Annotated in this window: 14 protein-coding genes and 1 pseudogene; 2 read left to right on the top strand and 13 right to left on the bottom strand. The window is 47.4% G+C overall.

The window, feature by feature from the left end; genetic code table 11:
• Positions 1-160: 160 nt before the first annotated feature.
• Positions 161-649, bottom strand: a complete 489-nt coding sequence (locus WG8_RS06220; RefSeq protein ID WP_232289060.1) for an ArpU family phage packaging/lysis transcriptional regulator — start codon at positions 647-649, stop codon at positions 161-163.
• A 1240-nt stretch (positions 650-1889) separates the two neighbouring features.
• Between WG8_RS06220 and WG8_RS06205 the strand changes: the two genes are divergently transcribed.
• Positions 1890-2219, top strand: a complete 330-nt coding sequence (locus WG8_RS06205) for a hypothetical protein (protein ID WP_007429276.1) — start codon at positions 1890-1892, stop codon at positions 2217-2219.
• Positions 2220-2368: 149 nt separating this feature from the next.
• Here WG8_RS06205 and WG8_RS06200 read toward each other — a convergent pair whose 3' ends face one another.
• The 9 genes from WG8_RS06200 to WG8_RS06160 all read right to left on the bottom strand — a co-directional run bounded on the left by WG8_RS06200 (position 2369) and on the right by WG8_RS06160 (position 8885).
• Complete coding sequence (locus WG8_RS06200; RefSeq protein WP_007429275.1) at positions 2369-2572, bottom strand: hypothetical protein; 204 nt, start codon at positions 2570-2572, stop codon at positions 2369-2371.
• 110 nt (positions 2573-2682) lie between these two features.
• On the bottom strand, positions 2683-3399 hold the full coding sequence (locus WG8_RS06195) for a hypothetical protein (RefSeq protein ID WP_007429274.1): 717 nt from the start codon (positions 3397-3399) through the stop codon (positions 2683-2685).
• Positions 3400-3618: 219 nt separating this feature from the next.
• Positions 3619-5247 (bottom strand): chaperonin GroEL, encoded by a 1629-nt coding sequence (gene groL / locus WG8_RS06190; protein ID WP_007429272.1) that lies wholly within the window; start codon positions 5245-5247, stop codon positions 3619-3621.
• A gap of 72 nt (positions 5248-5319) precedes the next feature.
• Positions 5320-5601 carry a co-chaperone GroES gene (gene groES, locus WG8_RS06185; RefSeq protein ID WP_007429271.1) on the bottom strand — a complete coding sequence of 94 codons (282 nt, stop codon included), beginning with the start codon at positions 5599-5601 and terminating at the stop codon, positions 5320-5322.
• A 335-nt stretch (positions 5602-5936) separates the two neighbouring features.
• A complete protein-coding gene (tatC, locus tag WG8_RS06180; protein ID WP_007429270.1) occupies positions 5937-6704 on the bottom strand; it encodes a twin-arginine translocase subunit TatC in 768 nt (255 codons plus the stop codon).
• A gap of 90 nt (positions 6705-6794) precedes the next feature.
• Positions 6795-7046: a twin-arginine translocase TatA/TatE family subunit gene (locus tag WG8_RS06175; RefSeq protein ID WP_007429269.1), complete on the bottom strand. Its 252-nt coding sequence runs from the start codon at positions 7044-7046 to the stop codon at positions 6795-6797.
• Positions 7047-7106: 60 nt separating this feature from the next.
• Positions 7107-7589 (bottom strand): MogA/MoaB family molybdenum cofactor biosynthesis protein, encoded by a 483-nt coding sequence (locus WG8_RS06170; protein ID WP_007429268.1) that lies wholly within the window; start codon positions 7587-7589, stop codon positions 7107-7109.
• Positions 7590-7702: 113 nt separating this feature from the next.
• Positions 7703-8191: a cyclic pyranopterin monophosphate synthase MoaC gene (moaC, locus tag WG8_RS06165; RefSeq protein ID WP_007429267.1), complete on the bottom strand. Its 489-nt coding sequence runs from the start codon at positions 8189-8191 to the stop codon at positions 7703-7705.
• A 43-nt stretch (positions 8192-8234) separates the two neighbouring features.
• The gene (locus WG8_RS06160) at positions 8235-8885 is read right to left on the bottom strand and encodes a 5-formyltetrahydrofolate cyclo-ligase (RefSeq protein WP_007429266.1); all 651 of its coding nucleotides are present in this window, start codon (positions 8883-8885) and stop codon (positions 8235-8237) included.
• Positions 8886-9163: 278 nt separating this feature from the next.
• Between WG8_RS06160 and WG8_RS06155 the strand changes: the two genes are divergently transcribed.
• Positions 9164-11128, top strand: a complete 1965-nt coding sequence (locus tag WG8_RS06155) for an ABC-F family ATP-binding cassette domain-containing protein (RefSeq protein ID WP_007429265.1) — start codon at positions 9164-9166, stop codon at positions 11126-11128.
• Between the two features lie 550 nt (positions 11129-11678).
• Here the strand turns inward: WG8_RS06155 and tsaD are convergent.
• The 3 genes and pseudogenes from tsaD to WG8_RS06140 all read right to left on the bottom strand — a co-directional run.
• Positions 11679-12743, bottom strand: coding sequence for a tRNA (adenosine(37)-N6)-threonylcarbamoyltransferase complex transferase subunit TsaD (gene tsaD, locus WG8_RS06150; RefSeq protein ID WP_007429264.1), 1065 nt, complete (start codon positions 12741-12743; stop codon positions 11679-11681).
• Positions 12740-13255, bottom strand: a complete 516-nt coding sequence (gene rimI / locus WG8_RS06145; RefSeq protein WP_007429263.1) for a ribosomal protein S18-alanine N-acetyltransferase — start codon at positions 13253-13255, stop codon at positions 12740-12742. The genes tsaD and rimI overlap by 4 nt, the downstream gene beginning before the upstream one ends.
• Before the next feature lie 17 nt (positions 13256-13272).
• Positions 13273-13520: pseudogene (locus WG8_RS06140) on the bottom strand (tRNA (adenosine(37)-N6)-threonylcarbamoyltransferase complex dimerization subunit type 1 TsaB); the annotation flags it as partial.

Genomic DNA, 13520 nt, shown 5'->3' with positions numbered 1-13520 from the left:
GGTTTAATAGTGTTTTATGTCGTGGTTTTCATTCTCTCTCTGTTCAATATTCATATAATTAAAGGTGATGAGACTATCTATATTTTATTGGTCCTCATAATCGGAATCCTCCTTTACAATTCAGAAAACAAAAAAGAGAAGTAGGCATGCTCCAATAAATTCAGCTATACAACCTCCCTTTGACACTCCCTTCCTCATACACTTCGACTCTCAAGGCAGCGGCAAGAATGTTAAGGGCTTCCGACTTTATACGGCGGAACGTCCTGTAGCTCAAGCCCAACTCCCCACAAGCTATAAAATCAAACTCACCTTCATCATCCAAATAGCTGCACTGAATGACTTCACGCTGAATACTGGAGAGTTTATTCAATGCCAGTTCCAGCAGCCTATCCTTTGCCTGAAGCTCTGCTTCCTTATCTACATTATATGTGGCAATATCCTTCGTCTGCTTACTGATCGCATTGGTGGATTGATGTTCTCTATATGAATATGCCTGCGTAATCGCTGCCTCGCGCCGTACAAAACCAATCTGCCGATACTGCCGAACCGTCTCCAGATATTCTTCAACCGCAAGGCGGGTAGCTTTCTCATCAATCGGCAGAATGTTAAAAGTCAGTTGTAAGTTGTTTTTTCTTCTTTTCCCCATCATGTTCCCCTCACCCGTGGTATAATTTGGTGAGGTTAAGAGTGATGGCCCCTGCGAGCCCGACCAAGGAATGCGGGGGCTTTAATATGTTTATGATTGCTCCGATAATGTAATAAAGGAGCTGATCAGATGTATAAACATTCAGTGCACAACATCCTAATGAATAATAAAATATATGATTACTGCTTTAAAACGCTCTCCCTTAGGAATACAATTTTCAGTACTTCAGCAAGGTATTTCGAGATTATATCTTTAGTGTCTATTACAACTTCTCTAATAATGTATATATACGGAGCTACGCAAAGTTTTAGTTCCGATGAAGAAATACCCTCATACATTCCAATATATTTAATTTCTTCTTTCTTTTTTGGTCTAGGTAGTCATCAAATTTCTGTTCTTCTGTCACGAAGTTTTTTAAAGAAAAACTATCCAGAATATAAACCATTGATGAATAATAAACTTTTCAGATACAACGGAGAAGTATTATTCGCTATTAGATGTGATAAACTCTACTTATTTCTAAAAAATAACAAATTCCATAGTGAAGACTTAGATTCTTTGATTCAATATTACTCTGATCATGGTGATTCAATTAAAAAAAGACGGTGGACGCCTATAGCCATCTTCACCACTTTAGCATTCCCTATATGGAATACGACAGTGAGTAGGTTTTTTTATACTGACGAAATAATTTTCATGCTTATAATCCCACTCTCAATTTTCCTATTAGTTTTGTTAATATGGAACACACGTAACATGATTGAGCAATTATTTTTCACTAAAGAGACCAACAATTTGGAAATAGCCAAAATTCTTAAGACAATTAAAAGTTTCCCCAAATTCTAATATAGAAAATACACATTAAGGCATTGGTCTTGGTGTGCTTTTTCAGATTCCCTCACAGAATGACATCGCTTCCTGAACCAGTGCCTTTGCATAATCCACGTTTGGCGGCTCTTGGTAGAGAGCTGCTTGAATGTCTCGCAAATGAAGTAACACACGCTCTACCGCCCCGGCCTACTGGCGGTCGGCTACTGCGGGGTCATATCCCAGCAGCCGTATTGCCTCGTCCAGCTCCAGACGCATATCCAGGAGCCGCTGCACCGCAGCGTTAACGTTCGCCAAGGTATTCACCTCCAAATTCACTCATATTCATAACATAATTTAAAAATTTCTAACTCCTTATATTTGGAATAATATTAATAAAAAAAGGGAACAACTAAGTTTATAAGGAGGTGATTCAATGAGAACTTTAAAAGTTAGTAATGGAGATCCTGGCGTCTTCTATGGTGAAAATGAATACTTTTATTGGGCGTGGGCCCGCTTTACCGATTTAGACCCTGGTGAAACTTATAGAGTCGAGTTTAATGGTGTCCCAGGTAAAGGCCCTGTCTCTGGCTCGTTTTCCGAATGGGAAATAGAAACACACAGACCCAAAATAGGCAGTGCAACATTCAATGTTATTGGATCTGAAAGGGGAGTAGATAGTGTTCGTATCTCCGGTAAGTATGAATGGACCCGTACCTTACCTACCGCTTTCGGATTTATAGCTGCAAAAGCTGAATTTGCCTAAGATTATCTTGAGCATGACTGAAAGTGATTGGTCATGCTCAAGATGCTCATCAAAAAATCAGCTATTCTCCCTATGTGATTGCCCCCAATGCCTATAACGTTTCATAATTTCAATGATTTCATCTGCCTACGCTTCATTCATATTTATGACTAGATAGGAACTTCCCGGCTTGGTTCGATACCACTGATATTCTTCTCAAATCGCCCCCCCCAGCCGACCCACTGTTTAAAACGTCCTAATTTCGCATTCTTCCCACTTTGTTCTTCTATCACTGTTACAACTGCCGCATTAAAAGGAGATTCCACCAGTACGTATTGCTTACCAACATGAATTTCACTCGCTTTAAGAGTCATATAAACTTGTTCTTTCGGGATGAAATAAGATCGTATGTTCTGTCTATTGCATGTAGTTGATCACCCCGGCCAACTCGACCGGGGGATGCTACTATTTTTAAAGAAGTGGCTTATGCTGCTCCGTTGTCCTTCATCATCTTGGCTACACGTTTTTTATAAACACCGTACTTGGAGCTAATCTGTCCACTTGGAACATTAATCTCCTTTGAAATTTCCATCCATGTTTTACCTTCATGCCGCTTCTGCAGCAATGTAGGAAAATCAGCTGGTTGATCAGCCAATTTAATGTCATCGAAGATTGGACGCTGCTCCATGATGAATTTTTCCAACTCATCCTTATCGACTACCGGTTCAGAATCTGTGTCAATAGCAGGATTTTGATCATTCTCTGACTTGTCACTATCACCAGGTTTGTTTTCTCCAGACTGCTCGGACGGATCTGTATTGGTTTCATCTTTCTCTTCCTGCTGATCGTCATTTTGTTGATCTTCTTGCTGACCGTCTACGGTCTCGCCACCATCTTTCGGTGGTACTGTATTGACTTGGCCTTTACGCCATTCATCCCACCTGGTCGCCATAGGCGCAACCCGCTTCCGATATTCATCTACTATAACCACAAACACGCCAACACCCATACCAATATCAGCAGCTATCTTTAGATAGGTATCTCCGTCGGCCAAGCGCTCTGTAATTTCCAAAAAGTCATACTGCATGTCGTCAAAGCGCGGCGCCAGGCCGCTGAGTATAAAGTCTTGAATAATTTCAAGGCCAATCTGCTCTGGATCAGCTTTAACTTCCACTTTCTCAGGTGGAAGCCCCAGGTCCATGGAGAGCTGCTCCCCTTCCGGCTTCGCTACGGACACCCTGCCGCCATCATCAACGGTGTATTTCGTGATTGGCTTGCCCGTTCTGGAATTCTTTAACACTTTGTACGTAACGATCTGTGAATCCAAGCAGAGAATGTGATTTTTATGTGATTTTATTGAAAAAGGCTCCCTCTCGGGAGCCTTATAAATAGCCGTATTACAGGGTTCTCAGGCCCTTTGTTACATCATGCCGCCCATTCCACCCATGCCGCCCATATCAGGCATTGCAGCCTTTTCTGGTTCTGGCTTGTCAGCGATAACTGCTTCGGTAGTCAGGAACATTGCTGCTACAGATGCAGCGTTTTGCAGTGCGTAACGAGTTACTTTCGCAGGGTCAACGATACCTGCGTCGATCATGTTTACCCACTCGCCAGTTGCTGCGTTGAAACCAACGCCAACTTCTTCGCGTTTCAGACGCTCAACGATGACAGAGCCTTCTTCACCTGCGTTAGCAGCGATCGTACGGATTGGAGCTTCCAGAGCGCGCAACACGATGTTTACGCCTGTTTGCTCGTCGCCTTGCAGTGCAACGGCTGCAACCGCATTGTATACGTTCAGGAGCGCTACACCGCCACCGGATACGATACCTTCTTCAACCGCAGCACGGGTTGCGTTCAGGGCATCTTCGATGCGCAGTTTGCGTTCTTTCAATTCTGTTTCAGTAGCCGCACCGACTTTGATTACTGCTACGCCGCCGGACAATTTAGCCAGACGCTCTTGCAGCTTCTCTTTGTCGAACTCGGAAGTGGTTTCTTCCAATTGTGTACGGATTTGGCTAACACGAGCGTCGATGTCGGCTTTGTTTCCAGCACCGTCAACCACAATCGTATTTTCTTTCGTGATACGCACTTGACGTGCTGTACCCAGTTGGTCTACGGAAGCAGATTTCAGGTCCAGACCCAGTTCTTCCGTGATCACTTGGCCGCCTGTCAGGGCAGCGATATCTTGCAGCATTGCTTTGCGACGGTCACCAAAGCCTGGAGCTTTAACAGCTACAGCGTTGAATGTACCACGCAGTTTGTTGACAACCAGCATCGCCAGCGCTTCGCCTTCGATGTCTTCAGCGATCAGAACGAGCGGCTTGCCTTGTTGTACGATTTTTTCAAGCAATGGCAGGATTTCTTGAGTGTTCGTGATTTTTTTGTCTGTGATCAGGATATACGGATTGTCCAGTACAGCTTCCATTTTGTCCGTATCGGTAATCATGTACGGGGAAATGTAGCCACGGTCAAATTGCATACCTTCAACAACTTCCAGCTCTGTTGCAAAACCGCGGGATTCTTCAACAGTGATGACACCGTCTTTGCCCACTTTTTCCATAGCTTCGGCGATCAGTTCGCCTACTTCATCGTCAGCAGCGGAAATTCCGGCTACTTGTGCAATGGATTGTTTGCTTTCGATTGGTTTGGAGATGGATTGCAGTTCAGCAACAGCCGCTTTAACCGCTTTGTCGATCCCTTTGCGGATACCGATTGGGCTTGCGCCAGCAGTTACGTTTTTCAGACCTTCAGTGATGAGGGCTTGAGCCAAAACCGTAGCCGTAGTTGTACCGTCACCAGCTACATCGTTGGTTTTGGTTGCTACTTCTTTAACCAGTTGAGCACCCATGTTTTCGAATGCGTCTTCCAGCTCGATTTCTTTTGCAATCGTTACACCGTCATTGGTGATGAGCGGGCTACCGAATTTTTTCTCAAGTACAACGTTACGGCCTTTCGGTCCGAGTGTTACTTTAACAGCGTTAGCCAATGCGTCTACCCCGCGCAGCATGGAGCGGCGAGCGTCTTCACTGAATTTAATGTCTTTAGCCATTTGTGTAAAACCTCCCTATGGATTATGAATGATTCGTTCGATTCCTATATTCAGGTCCTGTCCGGATTCCGGTTAACCGATGATCGCGTGGATATCGCTTTCTTTCATAATCAAATATTCTTTACCTTCATATTTGATTTCTGTTCCAGCGTATTTAGAAAAAATGACACGGTCGCCTTCTTTTACTTCCAGAGGAATACGGGCACCGTCTTTCAATGCGCCTGCGCCAACCGCGATAATTTTGCCTTCTTGCGGCTTTTCCTTGGCAGAGTCAGGAAGTACGATTCCGAAGGATGTCGTTGTCTCTTGCTCAATTGCTTCCACCAATACGCGTTCACCCAAAGGTTTGATCATGAAAAAATAGCCTCCTTATTAAGTGTTTTATTCTTTGAATTCGGTTGTTATGCTGTATGTATTAGCACTCGACAGTCGTCAGTGCTAACAACCAACTTTATGATACTCAACTTGAGATTGAATTTCAAGTCCCTAATGTATTTTTTATGGGAATTTTTACGGACAGCCCTTCTCGATTATTTCCATCTGCCTTAAAAATAACCGTTGTCCTGGGCAAATGCTTATTTTTAAGGCAGCCCAACCGCTGCTTTTCATGATCTGCAAGTAGCCAGTTTAGCTACAGAACCTGAAAAAATCGTTTTATCAAGCCCATTCAGGTCCTGCGTCCGGCTCCACTATTCATGTGCTACACGCATGCGGGCCTCACGTTCCTCCTGCGCACGCAGCTGCCTGCGATACACGACCGAAGATAAATACACGCTCACTTCATATAGCACCAGCAACGGGATCGCTACCAAAAAATCGGATATAAAATCCGGCGGGGTAATAACAACTGCAACGAACACAAGCAGAAAATATGAAATTTTCCGCCATTTGCGAAGCCTCATCGGAGTTAAAACATGAATCCCCGTCAGAAACATGATTAGCAACGGGAGTTCAAATAGGAGTGCTACAGGCAGCACGATATTAAACATAAAGGTGAAATACTGCGCGATACCGTACGTTTCATGCAATCCCATGCTTTTGGTGACGGACGACGTAAACTGAATCGCCATCGGGAAAATAATGAAATAGGCGAAAGCTGTACCTATGATGAACAACAGCAGCACGTAAGGCACATAGCGCAAAGTCGCACTCCGCTCCTGCGGCCGCAATCCAGGGCTGACAAATTTCCATAGCTGATAGCACGCAAACGGCAGGGCTACCGCAATCCCGATGATCATAGCGATCTTCATGTAGATACCGATCCCGTCCCAAAAGGAAAATGCATTCAGTTGAAAAGCTTGTGCCGAACCGGAGTGAATAAGCCAGTCATAGACAGGCCCCGCCGCGAACAAGCCGCCTGCCAGCGCCAGGACAAATACAATCAGCACATAAATAATTCTGCGACGAAGCTCGCCCAGATGTTCCATTAGCGACATTTCTTGCTCTGATGGGGCCACGCCCACTCCTCCCTTTCGAACGGAACGCTGTACTGTAGCAACCCTAAAAAATAAAGCCCTTCCCTGAAGAAGAGGCTCATGTTCATAAATTTACGGCAACCGTTTATCCTCAGGCTGAGGCTGAACCTCAGAAGACGTCGGCTGGGATGCTTGAACCACACTATCTTTGACGCCTTTACGTTCCGTCCGTTCGTCTTCGGACAAAATATCGCGTGCCCCGTTTTTGAACTCACGGAATGTCCGGCCCACAGCTCGTCCCAACTCAGGCAGCTTGTTCGGGCCAAACAGCAGCAGGGCCAGAATAATCAACAAAATATAACCCGGTGCTCCAATATTGGGCATGTGCAGTAATCCTCCTTCATCAATCCTTACGGGTATCATACCACACACAAGTGCCGCCTTCTACCGGAACTGGCCTGTCACCATAAGAAGCGCCTCCGGAAGCTGATCCATAATAGCTGCCAGATTTTCATGCACGCCTTTGGGCGTTCCCGGCAAATTTACGATCAGTGTACGCCCACGTATTCCCACAATTCCTCGAAATAGCATAGCCGCCGGATTTTTCTGCATCACGCTCATTCTCATCGCTTCCGCCATACCTGGCACTTCCCGTTCCACGACCCGCCGAGTTGCCTCGGGTGTCACATCACGGATCGCCAGCTCGGTTCCACCCGTAGTCAGTACCAGGTCTGCATGAAAATAATCGGTCATTTCGATTAAAGCCGCAATAATTTCATCCGGTTCATCGGGAACGATCCGGTACTCTACAATCTCTCCGCCCAGTTCTTCTTCGACGAGCTCCCGGATGACCTGTGCGCTTGTATCCTCACGCTCTCCTCTTGCCCCCTTATCACTGGCTGTCAGGATCGCCGTTTTCCACACCATAAGATCACCCTTCTCCTATCATGAAAGAATACTTTCTCTTCTGAAAATCAGAAACAGCCACGCTGCATCCTCCATCACATCACAGTACCCTCTCGGCGACAATGTTATCTATGTCAAGGTTTCCGGTGGTCCTCCCTTTGAAAATCCCCATGCTTGCCTCCTGTTTTGGATTGCAGCATGGTAGGGCCGATGATCATATCTTTCTGCAGCGCCTTGCACATATCATACACGGTTAACGCTGCGGCTGAAGCCGCTGTCAAAGCTTCCATTTCTACACCTGTCTTACCCTCGGTCTTCACTTCAACCTCAATATGGAGCACATCATGTCCATTATCGGAAAAAGTAATATTTACGCCTGTCAGGGCCAGCGGATGACACATGGGAATCCAGTCCGACGTTTTTTTCGCGCCTTGAATCCCTGCGACCTGCGCTACAGCAAGAACATCGCCCTTGCCGATCCTTCCTTCTTTCACAGCCGTCAATGTAGCCGGATTCATCGTAATCTGTGTCACAGCGACTGCTGTACGAACCGTGGACGCTTTGCCCGAAATATCTACCATACGGGCCCGTCCCTGTTCGTTAAAATGAGTAAAGGAATCCACGACTCCCTCACAGCTCCTTTCACATACCAGATACTTCGTTTCATTAGTCATTTCTCAGTTTTGCATAATCACAATCCAAAGACCCTTCCGTGGTAAAAAGAACGTCCACTCTCAAATCCCCCGGCTCCATGGGCACCCGCTCCAGCAATTGTCCCGGCAGCAGCAGCGAGACATAAAGCGGACCCGCGCAGCCGCTGTTACGCTTCCCTGCCTCTACCTGTGCGGTAAAGCGGTCATAGTATCCCCCGCCGTAGCCGATTCTGCCTCCCAGGCGATCAAAGGCCAAGCCGGGCACAACAACCCAGTCGATTTGTGCCCACATTTGAGGGGACCATTCCTTGCATGTCGGTGCAGGCTCAGGAATGTCCCAAATGCCTGGCACGATATCTCCGTGCTGATCCATCTCTCTTAGTTCCATGGTCCGGGTTGCCGGGTCCACTCTCGGAGCCAGCACACGGTCCCCCTGTGACCAGCAATGCTCAATGAGGGGAGCTGTCGAAATCTCGCTGCCGAATGAGAGATAGCTGAATAACGTTAGCTTGTCTCCGTTTCTGTTTATTCTAAGCTGCTCCCATGCCTCGATTGCATGCCGACAAGCCACAGCCGATGCTTTCTGCCTTGTCAACGGGTCCATGGAGTCCCGCGCATCCCGTTGTTGCAAACGCAGCGCGTTCTTCACACTACAGACATCCACATATCCGCCCTCCCGCACAATCGTCGCTAATACTTTAAAACGTTACAATAATCCATTTGAGTTCATTTGTCAGTAAGTGCTGTACGTTGCAAGTTTCTTTCATTCTTTTTCAGTCCTTGTTTAAGTTTATCATTGTTTATACAAATTGACTACACGTGGCTCAAGGGTTTACGAGGCAATAGCAGTGCAATAGTGGGTATTTTCATGTAAACTGGAAGGAAGGCACCTGCAGGGAAAGCAGGGAAACTGTGCAAAATGTAATGGAGGAACGATACGCGATGCTATTGCAAGTAACCGGAATTACAAAATCCTATGGAATTGAGCCCGTTCTGGACGGGATTAACCTTCAAATATTGGAACGTGAACGCATTGGACTGGTAGGTGTGAATGGTGCAGGCAAATCGACTCTGCTCAAAATCATCGCTGGTGAAATATCCTATGACAGCGGACAAATTTTTAAAGCAAAGGAGACCAGCATCGGTTATCTGGCACAAAACAGCGGCTTGAATTCGGACCGATCGATCTGGGGAGAAATGATGCTGGTATTCGCTCCGCTGATTGAAGCTGAGCAGGAGCTGCGGCAAATGGAGCAGGAAATCGCTGACCCGGCCAATGCGCAGAACGAAAAGCGCTATGCTGATTTGCTGGAACGCTATGCACGACGGTCAGACTGGTTCAAGGATCACGGCGGCTATGAAATGGAGACCCGTATTCGCAGCGTGCTGCATGGCATGGGCTTTGGTTCATTTGCACCGGAGACGCCTGTAGCTACACTGAGCGGCGGACAAAAAACACGTCTCGCACTGGCACGCATTCTGCTGCTTGCTCCAGACGTGCTTATGCTCGATGAGCCGACCAACTATCTCGATATCCAGACATTGACCTGGCTGGAGGACTATTTGCGCGGCTATTCCGGCTCTCTGCTGGTCGTATCACATGACCGATATTTTCTGGATCGGCTGGTAACGACGATTATTGAAATCGAACGCCACCGCTCCACCCGCTATACAGGCAACTACAGCCGCTATATGGAGCTGAAGGCTGCCGAGTACGAAACGAATCTCAAGCATTACGAAAAGCAACAAGAGGAAATCGCCCGTATGGAGGCCTTTATACAACGCAATATCGTGCGGGCCTCCACAACCAAACGTGCCCAAAGCCGCCGCAAGCAGCTGGATAAAATGGAGCGCATGGATCGACCTATGGGCGATTTGAAAAAAGCTCATTTTTCCTTCGAAACAGCCTTTATGTCGGGTAAGGAAGTGTTGGAGGTGCGCGACCTCTCCGTAGCGTATGAGGGTAAAAAGCCTTTGTTCCAGCATGCATCCTTTGATTTAAAACGTGGAGATACGGTGGCACTGATTGGTCCGAACGGGATCGGAAAATCAACGCTGCTCAAGTGCCTGACCGGATCGCTAAAGCCTGCTGCCGGCTTCATTCACTGGGGCACGAAAATTAAAATCGGCCTGTATGACCAGGAGCAGACGAATCTGAACCCGGCCAATACTGTGCTGGAGGAGCTGTGGAGCGAGTACCCTCATATGGAGGAAGCACGGATTCGTACGGTGCTGGGGAATTTTCTGTTCAGCGGTGACGATGTGTTAAAAAAGATATCTACATTAAGCGGCGGGGAAAAAGCCCGTGTATCTCTGGCCAAGCTGATGCTTCGCGAAGCCAATGTATTGATTCTCGATGAGCCTACCAACCATCTGGATCTGTTCAGTAAAGAAGTGCTGGAGGCTGCTTTGATGGACTATGACGGCACGCTGCTATTCATTTCCCATGACCGTTACTTCCTGAATAAAATGGCGGAGCGTGTCATTGAGCTTCATCCCGAAGGGATACAACATTTCCTGGGGAATTATGATGACTATGTAGCCAAAAAACAGGAGCTGGAGGAGATAGCGCAGGAAGCTCTGGAGGCAGGTCAGGCCACACGCAGCAAAACATCGGCGGCCTCTGCATCCGTAACAGACGAGACCTCACCCAAATCACGCGCGGCTACCTATGCGGCAGACAAACAAGCCAAGAGCGAGGAGCGTAGCCGTCAGCGTAAGCTGGAAGCCCTGGAAAACCAAATCAAAGCGTTGGAGGAGCAAATTTCAGGGCTAGAGGAGCAAATGACTCTGCCAGAGATTTATCAGGACTATGAGGCGCTTCAGGAAATTCAGTCACAACTCGACAGCCATAAACAGGAATTGGCTCAAACCTATGTGTCTTGGGAAGAACTGTTAGAGGATTAAAGCAACTGCATAAAATCTTGGCCCTAGAAATTTCACATTTGCCTCTTCCTACTTTTTGTACACAGGGATATCCACAGCATATGTGTATTAATGATATTGAAAAATGGCCTTTTGGGCCATTTTTTTATTGTTAAAAAGCCATTTTCAAATGAAAACCAAATTTATCCACCCCTTTATCCACATTATCCACAGATTTCACAACAGCTAGAGGTGCAAAATATCCCCTAGCTTGCAATCTCCAAAAAGTCTTAGCCTGCTTGCTTCGAGAATGATTATCCACATTTTCAGCGGCATATGTGGATAACTTTGTTCACAACTTGACAAATCAGATCATTGTTCGAGGAGTATTAAAACCTCTGAGTTTTTTGATGAATCATGAAAAACCGTGCACGATTTGTGACGAACCATGCGGGAGGATAAGATGCTATCATGGATCAGCCCAAACTCCTTTAATTATACCTATTGAATTTTTATTCTTTTTATATTAAGCAGGATGGAACAAAAAAAGACACGACCTCGAATGTGCCGTGTCTTGCTCATTCCTGTTCAATTAAGATTGGACAGACCATTCCTCCAGAGACAGCCCTGGATCTGCCTTCATATCCAATGAAGTAAATTCCCCGCGCTTCCACTTGGCATAGGCCGCAGCGCCGATCATGGCTGCATTGTCTGTACAATATTTCATGGACGGTACAAGCAGCTCGATTCCTTCACGCTCGCAGCGCTCACGCAATGCTGTACGCAGTCCTTGATTGGCGGCGACACCGCCACATAGCAGAAGCTGCTTCGCATGGTATTCACGCATGGCACGAATCGCTTTTTCTACCAGCACCTCGACTACTGACTCCTGAAAGCCTCTTGCGATAGCTCCGGCTTGGACGGTTTCTCCGCGCATTTTCGTCTGGTTGATTACATTCAGCACCGCAGATTTCAAACCGCTAAAGCTGAAATCATAAGAGTCCGGCTCCAGCCAGGCACGCGGCAAAGTAACGACCTCCTCCGATTCATGGGCCACACGATCCACATGCGGACCGCCGGGATACGGAAACCCAATAGCTCGCGCTACTTTGTCATAGGCTTCCCCAACTGCATCGTCCCTTGTCCGGCCAATGAGTTGAAACTGACCTTCGGACTCCATCAGCACCAGCTCCGTATGTCCTCCCGACACAACGAGTGCGATGCACGGATATACGATATCATGCTCCAGCAGATTGGCATAAATATGTCCCGCAATATGATGCGTCCCGATCAACGGCTTGCCGAACGCCATGGCGGCGCTCTTGGCGGCGACAATACCAACCAGTAATGCCCCGACCAGCCCCGGACCTTGCGTCACGGCAACTGCTGAAAGCTCGCGGGGCGTAATTCCAGATGCTTGCATGGCTTCGTCCAGCATGTAAGTAATGCTCTCCACATGCTTGCGCGATGCCACCTCTGGCACTACTCCGCCAAAGGCTTTGTGTGTTTCAATCTGGCTGGAAATCAGATTTGAAAGTACCTCTGTACCATTTTTCACGACTGAAACAGCCGTCTCATCACAACTCGTTTCCACGGCCAGTATATAGCAAGGCTCGCCGGAGGCGGTGCCTGTACCTGCTTTTTCCACTTGCGTCATTGCTCCTGCACGCTTCCTTCCTGTTCATCGGATGCCTTATGTGCGGGAAGATCCGCCCACATAATCACGGCATCCTCGTTATTATCCGAATAATAGCCTTTGCGGACACCTGCGGGCTTAAACCCTTTTTTCTCATACAAGCCCTGAGCGATCCGATTCGTTACCCGTACCTCCAGCGTCATACGTTCCATCCCTAAATATGAGGCGGTCTGCATCAGTTCATCCAACAGCTTGTCCCCAAGCTTGCGCCCGCGAAATGCCTCACGAACCGCAATATTCGTGATATGGGCCTCATCCATAATCGTCCACATGCCCGCGTAGCCGATGGCTTGCCCGTTCAGTTCCATAATCATATATTTGGCAAAATGATTCATCGTCAGCTCATTGCGGAATGCTTCTTCCGTCCACGGCAGCGTGAACGCCTCATGCTCAATCTCCAGCACATCGGGAATATCATCCAGCTGCATCAAGCGAAACTCAAGCTTCTCTTCCCGTTGTATGTTCTTTGCCATGTTGTTCACCGCTCTCTTTAGCGCTGACGAAGCAGATTGGCTTCCGCCTCCGCCAGCTGGGTATAATTCGGAACCAGCGTATGTAGCTCGTCATGTTCCTGACGAAGCAGCTTATCCGCCCCAAGGCGGCCAACCCATCTTCCTTCCAGCTCATAAGGTACGATACGAAGTTCACACCATGCACGCAGGCCTTCGGCTGCTTCGGCATGGATCGCCGTTTCACCGACTAGCCAAATGGCAGCTGGACGCTCCTCAGAAGGCAAAG

The sequence above is a fragment of the Paenibacillus sp. Aloe-11 genome (genome assembly GCF_000245715.1).
Lineage (GTDB): Bacteria > Bacillota > Bacilli > Paenibacillales > Paenibacillaceae > Paenibacillus > Paenibacillus kribbensis.
The sequence above is the reverse complement of the archived record's forward strand: the minus strand, read 5'-3'. Positions and strand labels throughout refer to the sequence as shown.